Origin of the sequence: Terrisporobacter hibernicus (genome assembly GCF_020809405.1) — a bacterium.
GTDB lineage: Bacteria > Bacillota > Clostridia > Peptostreptococcales > Peptostreptococcaceae > Terrisporobacter > Terrisporobacter petrolearius.
Map to the genome: position 1 here is coordinate 3,033,028 of NZ_CP081135.1, position 26,141 is coordinate 3,059,168.

The window sequence follows — 26,141 nt, forward strand, 5'->3', positions numbered from 1 at the left end:
TATCTATATGTATAAAATATAGTAATTTTAATTGATTTACAATAATTTAAATATTTTTTTATTAAAAAATTAATTTTTCTTAATTAAATATTAATAGAATCTAAGTAATTTAATCTGGATAAAGTGTTTAAAATATTTCTTCCTTCAAAAACTCCTTCAATAATACGTCTAGCTCTAAAACTATCTCCTATATTTAATATTTCTACTTCGTCAGTGAAATGATTTTTTAATTCATCAAATATAGAATTATTTGATTTCATACCTAAACAAACAAATCCATAATCGAAGAATAAATCTTTCTTTTCACCACTTTCTAATTCAACATAAAAAAAGTCTTCTTTAACTTCTAATAGAGAAGTATTTGTAAGTTTCTTAACATTATGTTTTTTCATAGTAGAAAAAGTATCTGCTTTTGTAACTGGGTCAAGACCATTTCCGATTATAGGCATTTTTTCAACTACAGTAACTGATGCATTTCTCTTTGCAAAAAATTCCATTACATCTAGACCCACGGCTCCTCCACCTATAATAATAACACTTTTTCCTAATAAATCTTCAGGATAGTCACTTATATTTTTAATCATATTGTTTATTGAGCTTACTTTGCTTCCATCCTTATCAACATAATCGTGTAACCCTTTTATTGGAGGTAGTAAAGGAGTAGAACCTGTTGCATTAACAATGATATTTGGTTTTAAATTTTTTATAAAATCAATATCAGCTTCAGTGTTTTTGAATACAAATAAATTATTTAGTTTATTTGTTCTATTAATTAAATAATTTGGGAAATCGGCTAATCTTTTTTTATCAGGAATTTTTGAAATATCAGTAGCTAATCCACCTAAGTGATCTTGTTTTTCTATTAAGAATGTAGTACAACCAACTTCACTAGCAGTACATGCAGCTTCCATACCTGCTGTTCCACCACCAATTACAACTACGTTACAAGGTTTTTTAATTTTTGTATTTAAGTAATTTTCTCCTTCATTTACAGATGGATTGACTGTACATCTAATTGGTCTATTTAACATTATTCTATTACCAGCACAGCCTATATTACATGATATACATTTACGTAATTCATCTTCTCTATTAGTTGAAACTTTGTTTACCCATTCAGGATCGGCAATTAATCCACGTCCCATTCCGATTATATCAGCATGATTTTCAGATAATATTTGTTCAGCAACTTTAGGATCTCTTATATTACCCATTGATACACATGGTTTTTTAAACTTTTCTTTTACAGCTTTAGCCATATATGAACGCCATCCATCAGGGAAATAGTTAGAATCTATTTGATATTGTATAGATGAATTTAGTCCACAAGAAACGTCAAATACATCAACGTCATCATTTAAAAATTCTAGATATTTTAAAACATCATCTAAAGTATTACCACCTTCAACTAATTCATCTGCACTAATACGAAGGAATATTGGGAAGAACGGTCCAACATTTTTACGAACTTCATCTATTACCATTCTCGCAAATCTTGTACGATTTTCAATAGAACCACCAAATTCGTCAGTTCTATTATTTGTTGTCGGAGATAAGAATTGACTTATTAAATAAGAGTGACCAGCATGGATTTCTACGCAGTCAAATCCAGCCATTTGAGCACGCTTCGCTGCTTCTCCATATTTTTTTGCTATAAATATAATTTCATCCTTAGTTAATGGTATAGGTATTTCACCACCATCTTTTGATGGAATATTTGATGCAGATACTGGTTGCATATTTATCCTTGAAGACATGGCAGATGCACCAGCATGATTTATTTGTATACCTATGCAAGCACCTTGTTTATGAACTCTTTCACATAGTTTGTATAATCTAGTTATATAACTATCTTGGTCTATACGAAGCTGAGTAGTTCCGTTTGAACCTTGAGGTGAGTAAACACTGGTATTTTCAATCATTAAAAGTCCAGTTCCACCTTTTGCTCTTTGTTCGTAGTAGTCTATATGAAGAAAACTCATTTCTCCATTTTGTTCCCCGTAGTTAGTTCCCATAGGGCACATCATTACACGATTTCTAAGTGTCATATGTTTTATTGTCAAAGGTGACAATAAATTTTTATATTCATTATTCATAATTAATAAACCTCCCCTTTGTTTGAAATGTAATTTAATATTTTTAGTGTTAAAAGAATAATTTCCTTGCAATTCAAATTTTAAATTATAAAGATTGATAAAACAAATTGATATTTTTATATAAAATAATAGAAAAAAACTATAGGTTATAGTAAAATTGGAGACGGGTTAGAATTATAAATAATATTTTGAAAATTAAGATTCTATATAGGGGGAACAAGATGAATTTAAATCATTTGCAATATTTTGTAACATTAGCAAGAGAAGAGCATTATACTAATGCAGCACAAAAACTATCTATTACCCAACCTAGTTTAAGTAATGCAATATCATCTTTAGAAAAAGAGTTGGGAACATACTTGTTTGAAAAAAAAGGAAGAAATGTTGTGTTGACTAAATATGGCAAAGTGTTTTTGGAATATGTAGAAAAAACACTAGAGACTTTAAATCAAGGAGTAAAAAAAGTAAAACTTCTGACTAGTGAAACTAGTGGAATAATAGATTTGGGATATATATATACTTTTGGAATGAAAGATATATCCTTACTAGTAAATAGTTTTTTGGAAGAAACGAAAGATAAAAACTTTAAATTTACATTTTCAGATGGTAATACATGGAATATTATAAGTGGTCTAAAAAATGAAGATTATGATGTGGGATTTTGTTCCAAAATAGAAAGTGAAGATGGTATAGAATTTATCAAGGTTAAAGAAGAGGAACTAGTATTAATTACACCCAGAAACCATCCTCTATCTAATTATAAAGAAATTGATTTAAAAGATACAATTGATTATAAATATATAGCTTTCAAAAAAAATAGTGGACTAAGACCATTTATAGATAATATGTTTATGGAAATAGGTGAAAAACAAAATATAATCTATGAAGTAGAGAAAGATGAATCATTGGCAGGTTTAGTTGAGGGGAATTTTGGCATAGCAATTATTCCTAAAATACCTATATTAGATCATTTAGATGTGAATATTATAAAAATTAAAAATCCAAAATATAATAGAAATATTTATATGGCTAAACTAAAAAATAAATATTTATCTCCAGCTGTCAATGAATTTATAAAATTCGTTATTAATAAAACTAATTAAATTATAGGGAAAAACTATAAAAAACCCTAAAAATATCAATTGGTACATTTTTATTTTTTTTAATATAATGAAATTAAGCAAAATTAATAATTAAAATTTTAACAATTTGAATATTTATTATATTATAAAAAGATAAGAAGGAGATTAGAAAAATGGAGAAAAGAATAACAGGTCATACGGAATTAATAGGGCTAATGGCTTATCCAATAAGACATTCAAGTTCACCAGCAATGCACAATGAAGCATTTAGAAAATTAGGATATGATTATGCATACTTAGCTTTTGAGGTGGATAACGATTCCCTAGGAGATGCAGTAAAAGGTCTTAGAGCTTTAAAATTAAGAGGTTGCAATGTATCAATGCCAAATAAAACAGTAATACATAAATATTTAGATGAAATATCTCCAGCAGCTCAATTATGTGGAGCAGTAAATACTGTAGTAAATGAAAATGGAAAATTGATAGGACATATAACTGATGGTATAGGATTTATGCAATCGTTAAAAGAAAAAAATATTGATGCTATAGGTAAAAAAATAACTATAGTAGGAGCTGGTGGAGCAGCTACAGCCATAGAAATACAAGCAGCTTTAGATGGGGTTAAAGAAATATCTATTTTTAATATAAAAGATAAATTTTGGGATAATGCACAGGAAACTGTTAACAAAATAAATGAAAACACTTCATGTAAAGCAACTTTATATGATTTACAAGATTTAGATAAATTAAAAGCAGAAATAGAAGATAGTTTTATATTTGTAAATGCAACAGGAATGGGAATGAAACCACTAGAAGGAAAAACCTATATACCAGATAAATCATTTTTCAGACCAGAGCTAATAGTGGCAGATGTTGTTTACTCACCAAGGGAAACAGAAATGTTAAAAATGGCTAAAGAAGTTGGTTGTAAAACTATGAATGGATTAGGAATGATGTTATTCCAAGGTTCAGCTGCTTTTGAATTATGGACAGGAGAACCAATGCCAATAGATCACATGAAAGAATTTTTAGGAATATAGATATATAGTTAAGTTTAATAATATGAGAGTTGTATAAATAGTTATACAACTAATTTATTTGGAGGATAAGATGAATACAATAAAAATAAAAAATGTAATACTTGGAGAAGGAAAACCAAAAATTTGTGTTCCAATAGTTGGTATTACAAAAGAAGATATATTAAATCAAGCAAAAGCTTTAGAAAATGTAGAAGTTGATGTAGTGGAATGGCGTGTTGACTGGTTTGAAGGAGTATTCCAATTAGAAAAAGTAAAAGATGTTTTAGTTGATTTAAGAAAAGAATTAAAAGAGTTACCTTTATTATTTACTTTCCGTACATCAAAAGAAGGTGGAGAAAAAGCCATAGAAAACGAAGAATATGTAAACTTAAATAAAGCAATGGTAGCTACAGGATTAGTAGATTTAGTGGATGTTGAGGTATTTACTGGTGATGATTATGTTAAGGAAATAATTAAATCAGCTCATGAATCAAATGTTAAAGTAATAGCTTCAAATCATGACTTTGAGAAAACACCATCAAAAGGTGACATAGTATGTCGTTTAATAAAAATGCAAGATTTAGGCGCAGATATTCCTAAAATAGCTGTAATGCCTAAATGTAAATTAGATGTTTTAGAATTGTTAGAAGCAACTGTAATAATGAGTGAACAATATGCTACTAGACCAATAATAACTATGTCTATGGCAGGTCAAGGTGCCATAAGTCGTTTATGTGGGGAAGTATTTGGTTCTTGTTTAACTTTTGGAGCAGTATCCAAAGCGTCAGCTCCAGGTCAAATAAATGTAGAAGAACTTAATAAAGCATTAAATATTATAAATAAAAGTTTATAATAAAAACATTATTATAATGAAAAGGGGCTTTTTATGATTTCAAAACCTATAGAAAATATTAAGCAAAATGTTGATCAAAATTATCAGCAAAATGATGTAAATAAATTAGCCAAAAACATGGGGATTGCTCTTGGTGCAGGATTAATTACAGGTTTGTTATTACTTTTTTTGAGAGAATATTTAAACTCTCATGGTTATGAATCTGCCTGGACAGTAATAAATAATTTATTTTTTCAAGATATTAGTGTAGAGGAAGGTAAACATGCGATAGGTATATTTTATATAATAGGACAACTATTTATAAATTGTCTACAGTTAATAATAGTACCTATGATTTTTTCCTCAATAGCAATTGCAATGTGCCAAATTAGTGATACAAAAAAATTAGGACGTATTTCAGGAAAAACTTTATTAGGATTTTTAGCTACTTCAATATGTGCTATGATTGTTGCCATAATATGTGGTTTTATTACTTATCACTTAGGATTATTTAATGTTTCTATATCAGGCAACGGCGCTAGTCAGGTTGCGTCTAGTGGAAATCCTTTAATGGTAATACTTGATGCTGTACCTAATAATATAGGAACTGTACTTATAACTAATGGTCGTGTTATAGCAGTAGTATTTTTGGGTGTTGTAATGGGGCTTTGTATTAATAAACTAGAAGCTGAAATACTAATTATAAAAAAATTATTTATTGATTTGAATAATGTAATAACTGTATTTTTAAATTATGTAATATATAATTTTGGTCCTATAGCTGTTTTTGTTTTAATATCAAGAACTTTTGCAGTATATGGAGTAGAACATCTTAGACCTGCTTTTGCATATCTTGCAACAGTTACTATAGCGGCATCTATATGTTTAATATTTTTATATAGTTCATTTATTTATATAACAACAGGTTTAAATCCAATAATATTTATGAAAAAAATAACAAAAGTTGCTCTTTTAGCTGTTTCTGCAGCTTCATCTGCAGCTGCTCTTTCTCTAAACTTAAAAACTACTACAGAAGAGCTTGGTGTTAGTGAAGATATTGCATCTTTTGTTTTGCCTTTGGGAATGACAATAAATATGAATGGTACAGCTATAATGCAAGTGGTTGGTACTTTATTTGTAGCTGCCAGTGCAGGTTATAAAGTAACATTAGGAAATATGCTTTTAATTGCTATTTTAGCTCTTATAGCATCAGTAGGCACTCCATCTGCACCTGGTTCATCAATGATAGTATTATTTACAGTAATATCAGGAATGGGATATAATAACGATGCTACACTTATAGCATATGCTTTATTATTGGCTATTAATAGACCTATGGATATGTATACTACTTCTCTAAATGTAATTGGAGATGCAGCAACAGCATTAGTAGTATCTAAATCAGAAGGAACCTTAGATATTGAAAAATATAATTCTTAATATAAAAAGATATGTTGAAAATTTTTTTGTATAAATCTTCAACATATCTTTTTTAATTACTATAAAACTATATTTAATTTAAGTGTCTATAAAAGATTTGTATAAAGCATAATATTATATTTGGCTTTTACTATAGTTAGTGATTACAAAGTTTTTAAATTCCCTAACGGCTGGTGATAAATAAGAGTCTTTTAGATTAGCAATATAGAAATTTCTCTCCCAACTTGGATAGTTTATATCCAAAGATTTAACATCTAGGAAATTTAGTATGTTCATATATGGTACTATTGCAATACCAAAATTTTTAGCTACTAATCCAGCAATTACTTGATCCTCTTCAACTTCGTAAGAAATAGAAGGTTTTTCATTTATTTTTTTAAATAAGTTATCAATAATAGGTCGAAGACCACTTTTTTCACTAAAAATTATTTGAGGATATGTAATAGTTTCTCTTAAGTCCACAGAGTCTTTACTCGCTAATGGATGGTCAAGTGAAACTATTAAAACTAGTTTTTGATTAGCCACAGGTGTAAAATCAATATTTGCTTCTTTTTCTATTTTGGAACAAAATGCTATATCATAATTTCTGTTTTTTAATCCTTCAATAATATCTGAGGTAGTGGATGCTGTATTGAAATTAAATTTTATGTCTTTATTAGTATTTTCATCTAAAAAATTTTGGCATATTTTTGGAATAAATTCTGTTCCTAAAGCTCTTAAAAACCCTAAGTCGATTTTTCCTTTACCCATACCTACATTTTTTAACTCTTTGACACTTGAGTCTAGTATATCTAAAGATTCTTCTACACTATTTAAGAATATCTTGCCATATTTAGTTAAAACCACATTTCTACCTTCTTTTTCAAACAAACGAATTCCAAGTTCTTCTTCTAATAAAGAAATAGCATTACTTAAACTAGGTTGAGTAATAGACAATTGCTGAGCGGCCTTGGTGTAATGCTCTAAGTGAGCTAAAGTAACAAAGTAACGTAAATGATATAAATTCAATATTAACTCTCCTTTTTATAATAATATAAATATTTATTTTAATTCATTAATTGTAAACAGTTAAATATATGGATATAAGTAAAAATGAATTTTCTTAAACTAAATATACTAAAAACTATATATAAAATCAATGAATTGATAGAATATTATCAATTGGTTATTATAAAAATCCTATGATAATATGTAAATATAGTCATCCAGAGTAATATAAGAAAACGGTTTTCGAAAACATGCATTATTCTTAAAATAACTTATAGGCTATAAGAAAAAATAAAAAACTAATAACTATATTAGTTTTAAATTTTAGGGGGAAATACAAATGTCAAAAAAACATCCTATTACTGTAAGTTCATGGACACTTGGGGATAAGTGTAAATTTGAAGAACGTGTTATAGTCGCTAAAGAAGCTGGATATGAAGGAATTGGACTTAGAGCTGAGATATATGTTGATGCTTTGAATGAAGGGCTTCATGATGATGATATACTAGCGATTTTAGAAAAACATGATATGAAGGCTACTGAAGTCGAGTATATAGTCCAATGGGCTGAGGAAAACAGATCGTATGAACAAAAATATAAAGAGCAAATGTGTTTTCACATGTGTGAATTATTTGGAGTAAAACAAATAAACTGTGGTCTTATGGAAAACTATTCAATAGAATATACAGCACAAAAGCTTAAAGAACTTTGCCATAGAGCAGGAAAATATATAATTGGAGTAGAACCAATGCCATACAGTGGACTTCCAAATCTTGAAAAAGCTTGGAAAGTTGTTGAAAAATCTGGATGTGACAATGCCATGATAATATTAGATACATGGCACTGGGTAAGAGCAAATCAACCATATGAAGGTGTAATTGATATGATACCAGCAGAAAAAATCGTATCTGTTCAAATAAATGATGTTCAAGCAAGACCATATGCTAAAGAAGTATTAAGAGATGAGTCAATGCATGATAGAGTAGCTCCAGGAGTTGGATATGGAGATACAGTTGGATTTTGCAAGATGTTAAGAGAAAAAGGCATTAAACCAAATGTAGTAGGTGTAGAAGTAATATGCGATGAGTATGTTGAAAAAGGTGTAGACTTTGCAGCTAAATATACATATGAAAATGCAATGAAAGTTTTAAAAGAAGCTTGGCCTGAAATGATAGAAGAAATAGATGTAGAATTGGCTTAGACATAATGTTTTAAATATTAACTGCATGTCTACCAAATAAGAGGCATGCAGTTAAAAATAAGAATTACTATAAGATTAATTTGCCTAGTAGAAAAATTATGATTTTTAAATTTTAATTTAAATAGAAATATTAATTATTATACAAAAAAATTACTTGATTTTGAAAACAATATAAAACGTATTCGTTTTATTTGAAATATAAAACTTAATAAAAATAAACCAAATAAATTTTATTAAAAAATATATATAAAAAGGATGGAGAATTATGAGATACAAATCAATGTTTCAACCTATACAAATAGGTCCCATAACAGTGCCTAACCGTTTTGTTGTACCACCAATGGGAAATAATTTTGCAAATACTGATGGTACATTAAGTGAAAAATCTAAAAACTACTATGAAGCAAGAGCTAAAGGTGGGTTTGGATTAATAACAATAGAGTCAACTGTTGTTTACAATAAATCAAAAGGTGGGCCTAGAAAACCTTGTTTATTTAGTGACGATTCCATAGAAAGTTTTAAAACTGTAATAGATGCATGTCATGCACATGGGGCAAAGGTTTCCGTACAATTACAACATGCTGGACCAGAAGTTAATGCTAAAATAGCTGGACATAATCCAATAGCAGCTTCTCCTATTCAAACTAAACAAGGACACATAATTCCTGATGAAGTTTCAACAGAAGAATTATATCAAATAATAGAAGCTTATGGGGATGCAGCTCTTCGTGCTAAAAAAGCAGGAATAGATGTAGTAGAGCTTCACTGTGCTCATGGTTACTTAGTAAGTTCATTCATATCACCAAGAAGTAACAAACGTGTTGATGAGTTTGGTGGATGTTTTGAAAATAGAATGAGACTTCCTCGTCTCATATTAGAAAATATACGTAAGAAAACTGAAGGAACAATAGCTATATTATGCAGAATAAATGCTTCTGATGATAAATTAGGAGGAGTAAGTGCAGAAGATTCTACAGCTATAGCAGCTTATTTAGCTGAAGAATGTAAAGTAGATGGATTACATGTATCACGTGCTACTCACTTAAATGATGAATTTATGTGGGCTCCTACTACAGTTCATGGTGGATTTAGTGCTGATTTAGTAGCAAAAATAAAACAAGCTGTAAATATTCCAGTAATAACAGTTGGTCGTTATACTGAACCTCAATTTGCTGAGATAATGGTTAATCAAGGTAAAGCTGACTTAGTAGCATTTGGTCGTCAAAGTATAGCTGATCCAGAACTTCCAAATAAATCTAAAGAAGGTAAATTAGAATTAATGACTCCATGTATAGCGTGTTTACAAGGTTGTGTACCTAATATGTTCCAAGGAAAACCACTAACATGCCTAAGTAATCCATTAGTTGGTCGTGAAGATGAATTAAAACCAGCTAAAGAAATTAAAAATATTTTAGTTGTTGGTGGTGGAGTTGGAGGAATGGAAGCTGCTTGGGTGGCAGCTGCTAGAGGTCACAAAGTTACATTAATTGAAAAAACAAATACACTAGGTGGACAAATGAGACTTGCTGCTTACCCACCAGGTAAAGGAGATTTAACTAATTTAGTTCGTAATTTAATAGCTAAATGTGAGTTATATGGAGTTGAAATTAAACTAAATACAGAAGTTACAATAGATTTAATAAAGGAAATCAACCCAGATAGTGCAATTATTGCAACAGGAGCTATTCCATTAGTTCTTCCTATACCAGGTATAAATGATACAGGAATTATACATGCAGTAAACTTATTAGATGGTAAAGAATCATGTGGTAAAAAGGTTTTAGTTGTAGGAGGAGGGTTAGTTGGTGCAGAAACTGCAGCATTCCTTGGAGAACAAGAACATGATGTTACAGTAATAGAGATGAGAGATGCAGTAGCAGCTGATGTTGCAGCTGAACATAGAAAATATCTAATGAAAGATTTTGAAGAATACAAAATAAAAACAATAACTGGAGCAAAAGTTTCTCAATTTGTAGAAGATGGAGTTAACTACGCACTAGAGGATGGAAGTGAACATGAAGCTCATGGATTTGATTCAGTAGTACTTGCTATGGGTTCTAGAAATTACGATCCACTTAGTGAAAATGTTAAAGAAATAGTAAAAGATACTTATGTAATTGGAGATGCAGTTAAAGCTAGAAGAGCTTTAAACGCTACAGTTGAAGCTTTAGATGTGGCTTTAAGTATATAGTCTAGATTAAAAAATTATTATCTCTGTTGTTTAAATTTACAACAGAGATAATAAATAATAAAAATTAGGGGGGAAGATAAATGGAAATATCAGGAAAAACAGGATTATTAGGGTTAATAGGGTCACCAGTAGGACACTCAGGATCACCAGCAATGTACAATTATAGTTTTGAGTTATTAGACATGGACTATAAATATTTAGCATTTGATATAAAATTAGATAAGGTAGAAAATGCCATATCTGCTATTAAAACATTTAATATGAAAGGTGCAAATGTAACAATGCCATGTAAAAGTGATGTATGCGACTATATGGATGAATTATCACCGGCAGCGCGTATAATAGGCGCTTGCAATACTATTGTTAATGATAATGGAAAACTTATAGGACATATTACAGATGGACAAGGATATGTTAGAAATTTAAAAGAAAAGGGTGTTGAAGTAGAAGGTAAAAAATTAACTATAATGGGAGCTGGTGGAGCTGCTACAGCCATTCAAGTACAGTGTGCTCTAGATGGTGCTAGAGAAATAGCTATATTTAACAAGAAGGATAATTTCTTTGAAAGAGCTCAAAAAACTGTAGAAGATATAAAGAAAGAAGTTCCAACGTGTATAATCAAATTATACGATTTAAATGATACTGAAAAATTATACGATGAAATAGCAAACAGTGATATATTAACAAATGCAACTTTAGTTGGTATGAAACCTTATGAAAATGATACAAACATTTTAGATACTAATGTATTTAGAAAAGACTTAGTAGTTACAGATGTGGTTTATAACCCTATAAAAACAAAAATGATTTTAGACGCAAAGGATAAGGGATGTAAAGTTATTGGTGGTAAAGGAATGTTATTATACCAAGGAGTAGAAGCATTTAAACTATTTACAGGAAAAGATATGCCAGTAAAAGAAGTAAGAGCAAAATATTTTGCAGAGTAGTAAGTAAATTGAATTTTTTATGCAATTATAAGTTAAGAAATTAACGAAGAAGAAAAAAATATAAAAATATGTAGGAGGATTGTATTATGAATAGTACAACGCAGATTAATTACAAAAAGTTTTACCCGACAGCAGTAGCCCTTTATTTTACTTATTTTATACATGGAATAGGTGCGTCAATAATGGGCCAATATAAGCAAAACCTTGCATCTCAATGGGGAGCTGAAAAATTAGCAGATGGAACTTTTGATGTAAGTATGGTAATAGCAGTTATAGCGGCATTAGGTCTTGGTCGTTTAATATCACTTCCTTTTTCTGGTGCCATATCAGATAAGTTTGGTAGAAAAGTAAGTGGACTTATAGGTATAATTTGTTATGTACTTTATCTTGGAGGTATAGCTTTTTCACCAAATATGACAATAGGATATATGTTTGCCATAGTAGGTGGTATAGCTAACTCATTCTTAGATACTTGTGTTTCACCTTCATGCATGGAAATATTCCCAGAAAATGGTTCTATAGCAAATATGTTTACTAAATTTTCAATATCAGTAGCTCAGTTTTTATTACCATTTATGATAGGATTTGTAGCAACATCAGCATTACCATTTAAAACAATATTCCTTGTAGCAGCAGCTGCAATAGCAATAGATGGTTTATTAATAGTATTTCTTCCATTCCCTCTAAAAAATAGTGGAAATCAAGAAGCTAAATCAAATGACTCAGTTAAAAAAGAAAAAATGAAATTTACACCAGTTAGTATAGCATTAATATCGATAGGATTTACGTGTTCTTCAACTTTCATGATATGGTTAAACTGTAATCAAGAGCTAGGAAAATTATATGGAGTATTAGATCCATCAAAAATACAATCATTATATGCAGCAGGAACTGTATGTGCAATATTAATGTCAACCGTATTAATTAAAACAGGTATTAAGCCAGTTAAAATATTAATATTATATCCAGCAATAGCCACAATAATGTTAATAGCTATATATTTCGTAAAAAATCCAACAATAGTTCTTGTAGGAGGATTTGTTTTAGGTTATTCAGCAGCAGGTGGGGTATTACAATTATGTGTATCAACTGCAAATGAAATGTTCCCAAATGATAAAGGTAAGATAACATCTATAGTTATGATAGCTTCAAGTATAGCTAACTATACAGTATTAAATTTCGCAAGTTACTTAACTAAAGTTGGTGGAACACAACAAGGACCACTTAATGTTATATTACTTAACATAGTTGTTACTTTCATAGGTGTATTACTTGCAGTTTATGTAAATAAAGAATATAAAAAACAACAAATAGCATAAAATAAGGGGTTGAATATATGATAGTCATATTAGCTAAGAATTACGTAAAAAGTAGTCAAGTAGATAGATTTATAGAATATGCTGAAAAATTAGTTAAAGAAACTAGAAAAGAAAAAGGCTGTATATCATATGATTTATGCCAAGATTTAAATGATAAAAATATATTTGTATTTGTTGAAAAATATGAAAATAAAGAAGCTATAGATAGACACAATAAAAGTGAGCATTTTACAACGATAGTTCCTAAATTAAAAGACTTAAAGGAAAAGGAATCAGAAGTAAGCAAATATGAAACAATGTATGAGATTTATTAGTTATATATATAATGTAGGAAAAAGGTCGGCTTTAAATTAAGTTGACCTTTTTGTCATTGTGTATTTATTTTATTTAAAAGACTAATTGTTGAAAAAAAGTAATAAGATGCTATAATTTATAGAAACTACTATAAAATGGGGTGGATATAAATGAAAAAAACTAATGACATAGATATATGTAAAAGTAATAACGATGAATCAGAAAAAATACTAGATAAGTTTAAAAAAATAGATATTGAAAATTTGGCTAAATACAATATATTTTTCATAGGATTTATGGGAGTAGGAAAAACAACAGTTTCTTCTTATTTGAGTAAAATATTATATAGAAAATATATTGAAATAGACCAATATATTGAAAAGGAGCAAAAAATGACTATTCCTGAAATATTTGAAAAATATGGTGAAATCTATTTTAGGGATTTGGAAACTGAAACTTTAAGAATGTTAAATAGGATGAATAATACTATAATATCTTGCGGAGGTGGAATAGTATTAAGAGAAGAAAATATTGATTTAATGAAAAAACAAGGAAAAATAATATTACTTACTGCCACTCCTGGAACTATATATAATAGAGTAAGGTTTAGTAATGAAAGACCAATATTAAATAACAACATGAATGTGGAATTTATATCATCTCTTATGAATAAAAGAGAGTCAAAATATTTAAATTCAGCTGATTTGATAATAGATACCGATAATAAAAGTGTTGAAAAAATATGTGAGGAAATAATTTTAACTATTTAACTTAGTATAAAAAATAGATAAATTATAAAAATATAATAAAGTAGTTAGTTAAAAACTTGTTTAAATAACTTAATGTATGATATTATATTAAGAGAAAAAATTATTTTGTAAAAATATGCAATTTGCTTAATAAGTTTATTGTATATTAAAAATTTAAATTCATATGATGATATGTATTGGGATGAAGTTAATAGATATCGTCAAGATATATGATGACAAATTTTTTAGATGGAGGAACAGATATGGTAACAGCAGGAGATTTTAGAAAAGGTGTAACTTTCGAAAAAGATGGACAACCTTGTTTAATAGTTGATTTCCAACACGTTAAACCAGGAAAAGGTGCAGCTTTTGTGAGAACAAAATACAAAAACTTAAAAACAGGAGCTATAAGAGAAGAAGCTTTTAACCCAAGTGATAAATTCCCAAAAGCATTAATAGAAACTAAGCAAATGCAATACTTATATGATGATGGTGAATTATACTACTTCATGGATGAAGAAACTTATGATCAAATACCTTTAAACTATGAGCAAGTTGAAGATGCTATAAAATTCTTAAAAGAAAATGAAGTAGCAACTATAAGATTCTACCAAGGACAACCATTCCAAGTAGAAGCTCCAAACTTTGCAGAATTAACAATAACTGAAACAGAACCAGGAATAAAGGGAGATACTGCTTCAAATGTAACTAAATCAGCTACAGTTGAAACTGGTGCAGTAGTACAAGTGCCTTTATTTATAAATGAAGGTGACAAAATAAAAGTAGACACTAGAACTGGTGAATATTTATCAAGAGTTTAATATTTTAATGTATAAAAAGCTTATATATCTTAATAATAATGATATATGAGCTTTTAGTTTATAAATAAAATGAAAGTGAGGTATTAACGTATGAAGTATCTAAGCGAAGAAGTAGCATATTTAAGAGGTTTGGCAGAAGGTTTAGAAATAGAAAGCGAAACTAAAGAAGGCAAAATGATATGCAAGATAATAGATGTACTTGAAAATTTAACTGACACGTTAGATGATATGCAGGAAGATTATGATGAGTTAGTGGAATATGTTGAGAGTGTTGACGAAGATTTATCAGATGTAGAAGACATATTATATGAAGAAGACGATGATGACTTTGATGATGATTATGATGACTACGATGATGAAGATTGCGATGATGAAGATGAATTAAGTTACATAGAAATGGAATGCCCAAATTGTGGCGATTTAGTTGACATAGACGAAGAACTATTATTTGATGATTCAGTAGATGTTATTTGCCCAAATTGTCAAGCAATCATATTATCATCAGAAGAAGATGAAGATTGCTGTGAATGTGGATGTAGCTGCGAAAATCATGAAGAGAAATAGAAGAAAAAAATATTAAAATATTTTGCCTATGAAGCTTTCTGCTCCATAGGTTTTTTGCATTATTTTATTAGAAATAGTACACTATAAAATGATATAATTATTTAAGGAGGAACAATGAACGTTAATAAAAAAGCAATTTATAACATAAGTAAATTTGAAGAAATAATTGATTATACATTTGAGGATAAAAGCTATATATTAGAAGCATTAACTCATAGCTCATATTCAAATGAAAATAAAAATTATAAATTCAATGAAAGATTAGAATTTCTTGGAGATTCGGTTTTAAGTATAGTAATAAGTGATTATTTATTTAAAAAAGAAAAGGATCTTCCAGAAGGAGAACTTACAAAATTAAGAGCAAATATTGTATGTGAAGAGTCACTTAGCGAAGTTGGAGGTCAAATCCATTTAGGAGAGCACCTATTACTTGGGAAAGGTGAAGAAGCTACTGGTGGAAGAGACAGAATATCAATTATAGCAGATGCTTTAGAAGCAGTAATTGCAGCTATTTACTTAGATGGTGGTTTAGAACAAGCAAGCAAATTTATATTTAAATTTATGGAAGAAATAATAGAAAACTCTATTGAAGGTAAAATTTTTAGAGATTATAAAACATATCTTCAAGAAGTTTTACAAAGTAAAGGTGAACAAAACATATGGTATAAGTTACTTGAAGAAAAAGGACCAGATCATAATAAAAGATTTGTTATGGAAGTTGGGATCAATGATAAAGTGTTAGGTGTGGGAGAAGGTAAAAGTAAAAAAGATGCAGAACAAGTTGCTGCAAAATCTGCTCTTAAATCACAAAAATTTTAACTTAAGAGGTTGATAAAATGAAAAAGAGAATAATACCTATATTCGTGCCACATAGAGGATGCCCTCATGATTGTATATTTTGTAATCAAAAGAAAATAACAGGAGTTAGCACAGAAGTTACTAGTGAAGAAGCAAGAAATATTATAGAAGAATATTTACCTACTATAGCCAAGGATGCTAGTGTAGAAATTGCATTTTTTGGTGGAAGTTTTACGGCAATAGATGAAAAAACACAAAATGAGTTACTATCAGTTGCTAAAGAGTATGTAGATAAAGGTTTAGTTTCAGATATAAGAATGTCAACAAGACCAGATTGCATTAGTGTTGATATACTAAATAGATTAAAAGAATACAAAACAACAATAATAGAGCTTGGAGTACAATCAATGGATGCAAAGGTACTTCATGATAGCGCTAGAGGGCATGACATAGAAAGTGTAATAAAAAGTTCAAACTTAATTAAAGAGTCTGGTATAAATTTAGGACTTCAAATGATGGTTGGACTACCCTCAGATACAGAAGAAAAATGTATTGAAACGGCAAAAAAATTTATTGAATTAAATCCATTTTGTGTAAGAATTTATCCAACATTAGTAGTAAAGGATACAGGACTTGAAACATTATTAAATAAAGGGGAATATAAGCCTTTTACTTTAGAAGAATGTATTTCAATTGTTAAAAAGCTTTTAGTTTTATTTTATGTTAACAACATAAATGTTATAAGAGTTGGGCTTCAAGCAACAGAAGATATACAGCTTGGAAAAGGAATAGTAGATGGACCTTATCATCCAGCTTTTAGAGAATTAGTTGAAGGGGAAATGATTAAAGACTACTTACATTATCTTGTTATACAAAATAAGACTGTAAGCAACTTAGAAATAAAAACAAACAATAAAAATATATCAAAAGTAGTTGGTAATAAGAAGATTAATAAATTATTCTTCAAAAACGAACTGAATATTAATATTAAGACAAAGCCAGAAAACATAGACGAAAATGAATTTGTAATAATATTAGATGACAATAAGGAAGTAAATATTAAAGCGAAAGATATGTACAAAGAACTTTATAATATTTATAACTTGTAGGAAAGACATCTCATTGACGTCATGAAGTGTTGCCCCACGCAGTGGCTTAAGAGTGGCGAATTTTGTAAGGAAGGGAGAATGTAAGCATTGTATTTAAAGAGATTAGAGTTAAAAGGATTTAAATCCTTCCCAAACAAAACAGATATAATCTTCAAAGAAGGTGTAACGGCAATAGTTGGACCAAACGGAAGTGGGAAAAGTAACGTATCTGATGCTGTTAGATGGGTTCTTGGAGAGCAAAGTATAAAAAGTCTTAGAGGAGACAAACTTGAAGACGTTATATTTGCTGGATCTGATAACCAAAAACCTATGAATTTCTGTGAGGTAGCACTTACAATAGATAATTCAGACGAAAAGTTAAATATAGATTATAGTGAAGTTACCATAAAGAGAAGGGCTTATAGAAATGGAGAAAGTCAATTCTATTTAAATAATAAAAACTGTAGACTAAAAGATATAAAAGAAATTTTATTAGATACAGGAATTGGTAAAGATGGATATTCTATTGTAGAGCAGGGGAAAGTTGATGAAATTTTAAGTAATAACCCAGTAAACAGAAGAAAAGTTTTTGACGAAGCTTGTGGAATATCTAAGTATAGATATAAAAAGACGGAATCGGAAAGAAACTTAAGAAACACTAAGGAAAATCTAGAGAGAATAAATGATATATATGTGGAAATAGAAAATCAAATTAAACCACTTTATAATCAACAAGTTAAAGCAAGAAAATATTTAGACCTTAGTGAAACATTAAAAAAATTAGAAGTAAACAATTATATAAGAGAAATACAAAGAATAGAACAACAATTAAAAGAGATAAATAGCCAATACGAAGTTCTAGGTAAAGAATTAGAACATATTGATAAAGAAAAAATATTATTTGAAGAAAACTCAAAGGAAGTTAGTATTCAAATAGAAGAAATAGATAAATCCATAGAAAAAGCTACAGAATATATAAACTCTATTAAATCTGTAATAGATAAAAAAGACTATGAGATTAATTTATTAAATCAAAGAAAAGATAATAGCTCTACTAAAATAAAAAGAAATACTGAGGAGCTAGAAAATATAAACAAATCCTTAGAAGATAATAAAGAAAACTTAGAAAAAATAAACAATGAAAAAGAAGAAAAAGAAAAATCAATAAATGAATTCAAAAATCAGCTTAATATTTTTATGGAAAAGAATGAAACCAATAAGAATAAAATTGAAGCGTTGAATGATAGAATTGAAAATTTAAAAGATGAAATAATTAAATTACTTAATGAAAAACAAGATGTAAGTAATAAATTATCAACTTTAAATGCCAATAAAGATAATATTAATCAAAGAAATGAAAATATAGACGTAGAAATTAGAGAAATAAATGAAAAATTAAAATCTAAGGAAGAACTTTTAAAAGAAATCCAAGATGAAATAAATAATAAAAAAGAAAAAATTGAGGATTTAAAAAATAAAGTAAATAATTATTATGAAAATCTTAGAAAGTTAAAAGAAGATAATCAAAACTTAAATACTAAGATGCAAAATAATAACTACGCTCTAAAAGAATATAGCTCTAAATTAAATGTTTATATAGATATGGAAAATCACTATGAAGGATTTAACAGAGGAGTTAAAGAGGTTCTAAAAAATAAAAACCTTAAGGGAATATATGGCGCTTTAGGGCAGGTGGTAACTGTTCCACAAAAGTATGAAAAAGCTATTGAAGCAGCACTTGGTGCTTATATGCAAAATATAATAACAGCTGATGAGAATAGTGCAAAAGCAGCCATAAATTATTTAAAACACAATAAAATTGGTAGGGTAACTTTTTTACCTATGAATATAATTAAATCTAAAAAGATAAACAATATTCAAACTAGAACTAATATTATTGGAATTGCCAGTGATTTAATATCTTATGATGATAAATATAGAGATATACTAGAGAATATACTAGGAAGAACTATAGTGATAGACAATATAGATGAAGGAATTAAATTTGCTAGAGAAACTGGACATAAATACAAAGTAGTAACCTTAGAAGGTGAAATATTAAATCCAGGAGGTTCTTTAACAGGTGGTTCTCTAAAAACAAGTGGGAATATTTTATCAAGAAAAAGACTTATAAATGAGTTTAATGAAAAAATAAAAACTACAAAGGAAGAAAATGCATCTATACAAGAAAAACTAGTATCCATAGAAAAAGACATAATAAGCTGTAAAGAGAATATTCAATCTTACGAAGAAGAAATGAAAAACTTAGATAAAGAATTAATATTTAGTAATTCATCTTATTCAAGATACGAAGAAGAAATAAATAACTTCTTATCTAGTATGAAAAAGTTGGAGAATGAAAAACAAAATCTAGGATCAAACTTAAGTTATACTCTTCAAAAGAAAGAAGTACTAGAATCTCAAATAAAAGATATTGATGACAAGCATAAAAATAACAAAGAAAATATAGAAACTTTAAATGAAGAACTTAATAAAGAAAGTGAAATTTACGAAGCTGAAAAAAGTAAATTTGACAATATAAATCTTCAACTTACAAAAGACAAAGAAATACTTAAGTCCTTTAATGCAGATATGGAAAGGATAAAAGAATATTTAAATCAACTCCACAGTAAAAAACTTTTAATTGAGAAAGAAAATAATGAAGAAGAAAACGAAATAAAAGATATTGACGAAAAAATAATCCTGGAAAATAGGGAAAAGGAAAATTTAAAAAATCAATTAAATGAAAATAACAAAGGATTAGAAAATAAAAAAATAGCTAGAGAAAACTTAAAACAAAACCTAGATGATAATAATATAAAACTTAAGAATATTGATAAACAATTTATGGAATTAAAAGAAGCCATATTTAAAGTTGAATCTAAAATTGAGAAACTAGAATCAAATAAGGAAAGTAATAACTTTAAATTATTTGAAGACTATAATCTAACATACTTACAAGCTATAGAGCTTAGGGATGATGAAATAGAAATAAATAAAAAGATATTAGATTCTATAAAAAAAGATATTAGGTCTTTAGGAAATGTAAATGTGGATTCCATAGAAGAATACAAAGAAACAAAAGAAAGATATGATTTCTATAGTGAGCAAAAAGAAGACTTACAAAAGTCTATTGAGGCTATAGAAGAAATAATAGCAGAGTTGGAAGAACACATGAAAGTACAGTTTAAAGAAGAATTTGATAAAATAAATGAAAACTTTAAATATGTATATAACAGATTGTTTGGTGGAGGAGAAGGAAATTTAACTATTTTAGATGAAGAAAATATTCTAGAAAGTGATATAGAAATTACTGCAAAACCACCAGGTAAAAAGATGAAGAATTTAAGTTTATTATCAGGAGGAGAAAAGGCATTAACAGCAATTAGTATACTATTCTCCATTTTACTGGCAAAACCAACACCGTTTTGTATACTAGATGAAATAGAAGCTCCACTAGATGATAGCAATATAGCTAGATTTGGGAAATTCTTAAAAGAATTAACATCTACAACTCAATTTATTGCTGTAACTCATAGAAGAGGTACAATGGAAGCAGCAGACTATATTTATGGTGTAACTATGGAACAAAGGGCTATTTCAAAAGTTATAGCTTTAAGCTTAAATGAAGCAGAAGAAATGACTGATATTATTTAACAAGAAAAGTAAAGTATACTTAGGAGGAAGCAGAGTGTTTAAAAAGTTTTTCAAAAAGAACAAAAAAGAAGAAATACAAGAGGAAGTTCAAGAAGTAGCTGTAAGTGAAGAAGCAGTGGAAGAAGAAATAGCAGTAGAAGAAAAAGAAGAAGTAAAAGAAGAAACAGTTGAAGCAATAGAAGAAGTTTCTTTAGATACATCAATAGAGGAAGATATTCAAATTGAAGAGAAACCACAAGTTGAAGTAGAAGAAGAAATTGTTGAAGAGAAAACTGAAGAAGCAAAAACAAGTTTATTTGAAAGATTAAAGCAAGGTTTATCAAAGGCTAAACAAGGTATAACAGATAGAGTAGACCAAGTTTTAAAATCATATACAAAAGTTGATGATGAGTTATTAGAAGAAATTGAAGAAATACTAATAACAGCAGATGTTGGTGTAGATACAACAATGAATATAATTGAAAAACTAACAGATGCAATAAAAACTAAAAAAATAACAGATCCACAAGATGTTAAAGGAGAATTGAGGTTAATAATAGAAGAAATATTAACTAATGAAAATGCAACTTTAGATGTTAGTAATAAACCAACAATAATATTAATGGTAGGAGTTAATGGAGTTGGAAAAACTACAACAATAGGAAAATTAGCTAGTAGATACAAAAAAGAAGGTAAAAAAGTTTTAATCGCAGCAGGAGATACATTTAGAGCTGCTGCCATAGACCAATTAGAAGTATGGGCTAAGAGAAGTGATGTGGATATAATAAAACATCAAGAAGGTGCAGATCCAGGAGCTGTAATATTTGACTCAATAAAAGCTGCAAAAGCAAGAGATATTGATTTATTAATCTGTGATACAGCAGGAAGACTACACAATAAGGCTAACTTAATGAATGAATTATCAAAAGTATTCAAAATAGTTGATAGAGAATATCCAGAAGCTAAAAAAGAAGTGTTATTAGTTGTGGACGCTACAACTGGACAAAATGCCGTATCTCAAGCAAAAAGCTTTAAACAAGTGTGTGATATAACAGGACTTGTCTTAACTAAACTTGATGGTACTGCAAAAGGTGGAGTTGTGCTTGCTGTTAAATCTGAAGTAGATGTACCTGTGAAATTAATAGGTGTTGGAGAAAAAATGGAAGATTTACAAGACTTTGATGCTAAAGCATTTTCAGAGGCATTATTTGGGTAAAATTTAGACGAAATATATATTGACAATAAATTAGTTTTAATATAAAATACAATGTGTAAAGTAATTAACCTTTACAGTATACACTGGGAAGTGAAGTTATGAATATAGATAAGATGGTGGAAATTGGGTTATTATTTGAACAATATAAAGAATTATTAACTGATAAGCAAAAAGAAATAGTTTCACTTTATTATGAAGAGAATTATTCTTTAGGCGAAATAAGTGAAAATCTTAATGTATCTAGACAAGGAGTTTACGATACACTTAAACGTTCAGAGAAGATATTAAGAGAATATGAAAGCAAACTTCACTTAGTATCACAAAGTAACGAGGAAGAAAAAATCCTAAAATCACTTGAAGATAAAATTGTTGACATTAAACAAGATTTATTGCAAAATAGAGATTGTGCTAATTTAATCCCTAAGTTAGAAACAATAGAACAAATATGTAGGGAGTTGTTAAAATGATATTTGAAGGTTTATCAGATAAATTGCAAGGTGCACTTGGTAAGTTAAAATCAAAAGGAAAACTTACAGAAAAAGATGTAAAAGATGCAATGAGAGAAGTTAAGCTTGCTTTGTTAGAAGCAGACGTAAACTTTAAAGTTGTTAAAGACTTTATAAAAAAGGTTCAAGAAAGATGTGTTGGACAAGAAGTTATGACAAGTTTAACTCCAGCTCAACACGTTATCAAGATAGTAAACGAAGAACTTACTGCTCTTATGGGAGATGTACAAAGTAAAGTAATGATATCTTCGAAACCACCTACAATTATTATGATGGTTGGTCTTCAAGGTGCTGGCAAAACAACTACTTCAGGAAAAATAGGGAATTACTTCAAAAAACAAGGTAAAAGACCTTTATTAGTAGCTTGTGACGTTTATAGACCTGCAGCAATCAAACAATTACAAGTTGTAGGAGAAAAATTAGATATACCAGTATTTAATATGGGTGACAAAGAAAGCCCAGTAAATATAGCAAAAGCAGGATTAAGTCATGCCATAAAAAATAACAATGACTTAGTTATTATAGATACAGCAGGTAGACTTCACATAGACGAAACTTTAATGGATGAATTAAAATCTATTAAAACAGAAATAAAACCTCATGAGATTTTATTAGTAGTTGACTCTATGACAGGTCAAGATGCAGTAAATGTATCACAAAGTTTTGATGAAGCTTTAGGCTTAGACGGTGTAGTTCTTACAAAACTAGATGGTGATACAAGAGGTGGGGCGGCACTTTCAATAAGAGCTGTAACACAAAAACCAATTAAATTTATAGGTATGGGTGAAAAACTAGACGACTTAGAACCATTCTATCCAGACAGAATGGCATCGAGAATTCTTGGAATGGGAGACGTACTAAGTTTAATAGAAAAAGCTCAAGAATCTATAGATATGGAAAAAGCCAAAGAGCTAGAACAGAAAATGAAAAAACAAGATTTTGATTTTGAAGATTTCTTAGCTCAAATGGAACAAATTGAAAACATGGGACCACTTGATAAAGTACTTGGAATGATACCTGGTATGGGTAGCTTAAAAGGTCAACTTGGTGATGTGGACTTAAATGGAAAAGAAATGAAAAGAACTAAAGCCATAATACAATCTATGACTTTGGAAGAAAGACGTAAACCAGAGCTACTAAATGCTTCTAGAAAAAGAAGAATAGCAAAAGGTAGTGGGACAAGCGTGCAAGACATAAACAGACTTGTAAAGCAATTAAATGAAATGAAAAAAATGATGAAGATGTTTATGGGTAATCAAAAAGGTATGAAGAAAAGAGGCGCACTTGGCGGACTTCCTTTCTTTAAATAAATAATACACAAAAATAAACAAAAAATTCGGAGGTGACTGTAATGGCAGTTAAAATAAGATTAAAAAGAATGGGTGCAAACAAAAAACCTTTCTACAGAATAGTAGTAGCAGATTCTAGAGCACCAAGAGATGGAAAATTCATAGAAGAAATAGGATTCTACAACCCAATTTCAGCTAACAAAGAAACTAGAATAAACGACGAGAAAGCTTTAAAATGGTTATCAGTAGGAGCTCAACCAACTGATACTGTTAAAAAATTATTCGCTAACAACGGAATAACTGAAAAGTTCGAAGCTCAAAAACAATCTAAATAGTCTATAAACTATTAAGGTACTTAATTTAATCCATTATGGATTAGTTTTTAGGAGATGAATATATGAAAGAGCTAGTTATGCATATTGTCAAAGCTCTAGTAGATAATCCTGACGAAGTGACAATAGAAGAAACTATGGAAAAAGATGAAATCATCTTAAAACTAAAAGTTTCTCAAGATGATGTGGGCAAGGTTATCGGAAAGCAGGGAAGAATAGCTAAGGCTATAAGAACTGTGTTAAAATCTGCTGGAAATAAAGAAAATATCAAGGTTTCACTTGAAATATTATAGAAGGGTTAGGTATGTGCCTAATCCTTTTTGTTTATAATAATCTTTAAAGTTGAAAATAATCATGCAAATATTAAATATATAAATACAAAATAATTTTAAGACTAAAAACAAAGACTAAAAACAAAGACTAAAAACAAAAACTAAAAACAAAAACAAATATTATTTGATATTAAAGATATATTTTTTGAAAAGAAAGAAACAATTTAAAGAAGGTGAGACTATGAAAGAAAAGTTAACTCATTTTAGAATCGGTCAGATAGTGAATACTCAAGGTCTTAAGGGCGAAGTTAGAGTATATCCATATGTGGACGATATAAACAGATTTGATGATTTAGAAAGTTTTTATCTTGATAAAAACTTTGAAAAAGAATATGAAGTTGAAAAGGTAAGATATAAAGGAAATATGGTTATAATGAAAATAAAGGGTATAGACTCTGTGGAGCTTGCTGAAAAAGTTAAAACTAAAAATCTTTATATATCTAGAGATAACAGTGTAGACCTTGATGAAGATGAATTTTTCATAGCAGATTTAATAGGACTAGAAGTATTTACAGTAGGTGGAGATAAAGTAGGAACTCTTAAAGATGTACTACAGTATTCAGCTAACGATGTATATGTTGTAAAAGGAGATAATGATAAAGAATATCTTATCCCGTCAACACTAAAATTTGTTCCTGAAATAAACATACAAGAAAAGAAAATGATAATAGATCCTATAAAAGGAATGTTAGATTAGGTGATAATATGAGATTTCACATTATGACTCTTTTCCCAGATATTTTTAACTCATATATGAGTGAAAGTATAATGAAAAGAGCTATTGAAAAAGAAATAATAGAAGTACATGTGTACAATATTAGGGATTTTTCAACAAACAAACATAAAAAAGTGGATGACTATCCATTTGGAGGGGGAGCAGGAATGCTTATGACTCCTCAGCCCATATATGACACATATAAGCATATTGTAGAAACTCACAATATAAAAAGCCCTAGGGTGGTATATTTGACACCAAAAGGACAGGTATATAAACAAGATATAGCTTGTGATTTATCTCTAGGTGAGGATATCATATTACTTTGTGGTCATTATGAAGGAATAGATCAAAGAATTATTGATTTAATAGTAACGGATGAAGTTTCCATAGGAGACTATGTATTAACTGGAGGAGAACTTCCAGCTTTGATCATGATAGACTCTATAGCTAGACTAATTCCTGGCGTACTTAGCCAAAATGAATCCTTTGAAGAAGAAAGTTTCAAAGATGATTTATTAGAATACCCACATTACACTAGACCGAGAGAGTTTATGGGTATGTCTGTACCAGATGTATTACTATCAGGTAATCATCAAAAAATAGAAAAATGGCGTCTTGATGAATCTAAAAAAATTACGGAACTTAGAAGACCAGACTTGTATAAAAAGTCTTGTAAGAAGTAAA

Annotated in this window: 24 protein-coding genes; 22 read left to right on the top strand and 2 right to left on the bottom strand. The window is 28.8% G+C overall.

The annotated features are described in order from the left end of the window. Positions 1-83 precede the first annotated feature (83 nt). Complete coding sequence (locus JW646_RS14680; RefSeq protein WP_148556285.1) at positions 84-2,096, bottom strand: NAD(P)/FAD-dependent oxidoreductase; 2,013 nt, start codon at positions 2,094-2,096, stop codon at positions 84-86. 221 nt (positions 2,097-2,317) lie between these two features. On the opposite strand from JW646_RS14680, the gene JW646_RS14685 reads away from it, so the two are divergent. From JW646_RS14685 to JW646_RS14700, 4 genes are all read left to right on the top strand, one after another. After that, positions 2,318-3,199 carry a LysR family transcriptional regulator gene (locus JW646_RS14685; protein WP_148556286.1) on the top strand — a complete coding sequence of 294 codons (882 nt, stop codon included), beginning with the start codon at positions 2,318-2,320 and terminating at the stop codon, positions 3,197-3,199. 152 nt (positions 3,200-3,351) lie between these two features. Next, positions 3,352-4,218 (top strand): shikimate dehydrogenase, encoded by an 867-nt coding sequence (locus JW646_RS14690; RefSeq protein ID WP_148556287.1) that lies wholly within the window; start codon positions 3,352-3,354, stop codon positions 4,216-4,218. Between the two features lie 70 nt (positions 4,219-4,288). Beyond that, the gene (gene aroD / locus JW646_RS14695; protein ID WP_228415535.1) at positions 4,289-5,050 is read left to right on the top strand and encodes a type I 3-dehydroquinate dehydratase; all 762 of its coding nucleotides are present in this window, start codon (positions 4,289-4,291) and stop codon (positions 5,048-5,050) included. A 33-nt stretch (positions 5,051-5,083) separates the two neighbouring features. After that, entirely contained in the window at positions 5,084-6,469 is a 1,386-nt protein-coding gene (locus JW646_RS14700) for a dicarboxylate/amino acid:cation symporter (protein ID WP_228415536.1), read from the top strand. 114 nt (positions 6,470-6,583) lie between these two features. Here JW646_RS14700 and JW646_RS14705 read toward each other — a convergent pair whose 3' ends face one another. Then, the gene (locus JW646_RS14705) at positions 6,584-7,477 is read right to left on the bottom strand and encodes a LysR family transcriptional regulator (RefSeq protein WP_148556289.1); all 894 of its coding nucleotides are present in this window, start codon (positions 7,475-7,477) and stop codon (positions 6,584-6,586) included. A 319-nt stretch (positions 7,478-7,796) separates the two neighbouring features. Here JW646_RS14705 and JW646_RS14710 point away from each other — a divergent pair, with 319 nt between their 5' ends. The 18 genes from JW646_RS14710 (at position 7,797) to trmD (ending at position 26,140) form a co-directional block, all read left to right on the top strand. Then, a complete protein-coding gene (locus JW646_RS14710; protein WP_228415537.1) occupies positions 7,797-8,657 on the top strand; it encodes a sugar phosphate isomerase/epimerase family protein in 861 nt (286 codons plus the stop codon). A 265-nt stretch (positions 8,658-8,922) separates the two neighbouring features. After that, positions 8,923-10,848, top strand: a complete 1,926-nt coding sequence (locus JW646_RS14715) for an oxidoreductase (protein WP_228415538.1) — start codon at positions 8,923-8,925, stop codon at positions 10,846-10,848. A gap of 80 nt (positions 10,849-10,928) precedes the next feature. Next, positions 10,929-11,795 carry a shikimate dehydrogenase gene (gene aroE / locus JW646_RS14720; protein WP_148556292.1) on the top strand — a complete coding sequence of 289 codons (867 nt, stop codon included), beginning with the start codon at positions 10,929-10,931 and terminating at the stop codon, positions 11,793-11,795. A gap of 86 nt (positions 11,796-11,881) precedes the next feature. Beyond that, positions 11,882-13,114 (top strand): MFS transporter, encoded by a 1,233-nt coding sequence (locus JW646_RS14725; protein ID WP_331478023.1) that lies wholly within the window; start codon positions 11,882-11,884, stop codon positions 13,112-13,114. Positions 13,115-13,131: 17 nt separating this feature from the next. Then, positions 13,132-13,428, top strand: coding sequence for a putative quinol monooxygenase (locus tag JW646_RS14730; protein ID WP_148556293.1), 297 nt, complete (start codon positions 13,132-13,134; stop codon positions 13,426-13,428). A gap of 150 nt (positions 13,429-13,578) precedes the next feature. Continuing rightward, positions 13,579-14,178 (top strand): shikimate kinase, encoded by a 600-nt coding sequence (locus JW646_RS14735; protein WP_148556294.1) that lies wholly within the window; start codon positions 13,579-13,581, stop codon positions 14,176-14,178. Between the two features lie 242 nt (positions 14,179-14,420). Continuing rightward, a complete protein-coding gene (gene efp, locus JW646_RS14740) occupies positions 14,421-14,978 on the top strand; it encodes an elongation factor P (RefSeq protein ID WP_074915398.1) in 558 nt (185 codons plus the stop codon). Between the two features lie 90 nt (positions 14,979-15,068). Continuing rightward, positions 15,069-15,542: a CD1247 N-terminal domain-containing protein gene (locus JW646_RS14745; RefSeq protein ID WP_228415539.1), complete on the top strand. Its 474-nt coding sequence runs from the start codon at positions 15,069-15,071 to the stop codon at positions 15,540-15,542. 114 nt (positions 15,543-15,656) lie between these two features. Then, positions 15,657-16,361: a ribonuclease III gene (gene rnc / locus JW646_RS14750; protein ID WP_228415540.1), complete on the top strand. Its 705-nt coding sequence runs from the start codon at positions 15,657-15,659 to the stop codon at positions 16,359-16,361. Between the two features lie 17 nt (positions 16,362-16,378). Then, a complete protein-coding gene (locus JW646_RS14755) occupies positions 16,379-17,449 on the top strand; it encodes an elongator complex protein 3 (protein WP_228415541.1) in 1,071 nt (356 codons plus the stop codon). Positions 17,450-17,536: 87 nt separating this feature from the next. Further along, positions 17,537-21,085: a chromosome segregation protein SMC gene (gene smc, locus JW646_RS14760; RefSeq protein ID WP_148556298.1), complete on the top strand. Its 3,549-nt coding sequence runs from the start codon at positions 17,537-17,539 to the stop codon at positions 21,083-21,085. 34 nt (positions 21,086-21,119) lie between these two features. Beyond that, positions 21,120-22,280, top strand: coding sequence for a signal recognition particle-docking protein FtsY (gene ftsY / locus JW646_RS14765; protein ID WP_228415542.1), 1,161 nt, complete (start codon positions 21,120-21,122; stop codon positions 22,278-22,280). Between the two features lie 98 nt (positions 22,281-22,378). Then, positions 22,379-22,747 (top strand): YlxM family DNA-binding protein, encoded by a 369-nt coding sequence (gene ylxM / locus JW646_RS14770; protein ID WP_074915411.1) that lies wholly within the window; start codon positions 22,379-22,381, stop codon positions 22,745-22,747. Next, a complete protein-coding gene (gene ffh / locus JW646_RS14775; protein WP_074915413.1) occupies positions 22,744-24,096 on the top strand; it encodes a signal recognition particle protein in 1,353 nt (450 codons plus the stop codon). Before ylxM ends, ffh begins: the two co-directional genes overlap by 4 nt. A gap of 41 nt (positions 24,097-24,137) precedes the next feature. Then, positions 24,138-24,410, top strand: coding sequence for a 30S ribosomal protein S16 (gene rpsP / locus JW646_RS14780; RefSeq protein WP_074915414.1), 273 nt, complete (start codon positions 24,138-24,140; stop codon positions 24,408-24,410). 62 nt (positions 24,411-24,472) lie between these two features. Beyond that, positions 24,473-24,700, top strand: coding sequence for a KH domain-containing protein (locus JW646_RS14785; protein ID WP_074915416.1), 228 nt, complete (start codon positions 24,473-24,475; stop codon positions 24,698-24,700). A gap of 220 nt (positions 24,701-24,920) precedes the next feature. Further along, positions 24,921-25,436, top strand: a complete 516-nt coding sequence (gene rimM / locus JW646_RS14790) for a ribosome maturation factor RimM (RefSeq protein WP_074915418.1) — start codon at positions 24,921-24,923, stop codon at positions 25,434-25,436. A gap of 8 nt (positions 25,437-25,444) precedes the next feature. Continuing rightward, a complete protein-coding gene (gene trmD, locus JW646_RS14795) occupies positions 25,445-26,140 on the top strand; it encodes a tRNA (guanosine(37)-N1)-methyltransferase TrmD (protein ID WP_228415543.1) in 696 nt (231 codons plus the stop codon). Position 26,141 lies beyond the last annotated feature (1 nt).

Bases quoted from the DNA above. Each gene is read 5' to 3' on its own strand.
- aroE (WP_148556292.1), top strand. From the start codon at position 10,929: ATGGAAATATCAGGAAAAACAGGATTATTAGGGTTAATAGGGTCACCA.
- ylxM (WP_074915411.1), top strand. From the start codon at position 22,379: ATGAATATAGATAAGATGGTGGAAATTGGGTTATTATTTGAACAATAT.
- rnc (WP_228415540.1), top strand. From the start codon at position 15,657: ATGAACGTTAATAAAAAAGCAATTTATAACATAAGTAAATTTGAAGAA.
- trmD (WP_228415543.1), top strand. From the start codon at position 25,445: ATGAGATTTCACATTATGACTCTTTTCCCAGATATTTTTAACTCATAT.
- rpsP (WP_074915414.1), top strand. From the start codon at position 24,138: ATGGCAGTTAAAATAAGATTAAAAAGAATGGGTGCAAACAAAAAACCT.
- JW646_RS14730 (WP_148556293.1), top strand. From the start codon at position 13,132: ATGATAGTCATATTAGCTAAGAATTACGTAAAAAGTAGTCAAGTAGAT.
- JW646_RS14680 (WP_148556285.1), bottom strand. From the start codon at position 2,096: ATGAATAATGAATATAAAAATTTATTGTCACCTTTGACAATAAAACAT.
- efp (WP_074915398.1), top strand. From the start codon at position 14,421: ATGGTAACAGCAGGAGATTTTAGAAAAGGTGTAACTTTCGAAAAAGAT.
- JW646_RS14745 (WP_228415539.1), top strand. From the start codon at position 15,069: ATGAAGTATCTAAGCGAAGAAGTAGCATATTTAAGAGGTTTGGCAGAA.
- JW646_RS14785 (WP_074915416.1), top strand. From the start codon at position 24,473: ATGAAAGAGCTAGTTATGCATATTGTCAAAGCTCTAGTAGATAATCCT.
- JW646_RS14700 (WP_228415536.1), top strand. From the start codon at position 5,084: ATGATTTCAAAACCTATAGAAAATATTAAGCAAAATGTTGATCAAAAT.
- aroD (WP_228415535.1), top strand. From the start codon at position 4,289: ATGAATACAATAAAAATAAAAAATGTAATACTTGGAGAAGGAAAACCA.
- JW646_RS14755 (WP_228415541.1), top strand. From the start codon at position 16,379: ATGAAAAAGAGAATAATACCTATATTCGTGCCACATAGAGGATGCCCT.
- JW646_RS14685 (WP_148556286.1), top strand. From the start codon at position 2,318: ATGAATTTAAATCATTTGCAATATTTTGTAACATTAGCAAGAGAAGAG.
- JW646_RS14735 (WP_148556294.1), top strand. From the start codon at position 13,579: ATGAAAAAAACTAATGACATAGATATATGTAAAAGTAATAACGATGAA.
- ffh (WP_074915413.1), top strand. From the start codon at position 22,744: ATGATATTTGAAGGTTTATCAGATAAATTGCAAGGTGCACTTGGTAAG.
- rimM (WP_074915418.1), top strand. From the start codon at position 24,921: ATGAAAGAAAAGTTAACTCATTTTAGAATCGGTCAGATAGTGAATACT.
- JW646_RS14715 (WP_228415538.1), top strand. From the start codon at position 8,923: ATGAGATACAAATCAATGTTTCAACCTATACAAATAGGTCCCATAACA.
- JW646_RS14690 (WP_148556287.1), top strand. From the start codon at position 3,352: ATGGAGAAAAGAATAACAGGTCATACGGAATTAATAGGGCTAATGGCT.
- JW646_RS14725 (WP_331478023.1), top strand. From the start codon at position 11,882: ATGAATAGTACAACGCAGATTAATTACAAAAAGTTTTACCCGACAGCA.
- JW646_RS14710 (WP_228415537.1), top strand. From the start codon at position 7,797: ATGTCAAAAAAACATCCTATTACTGTAAGTTCATGGACACTTGGGGAT.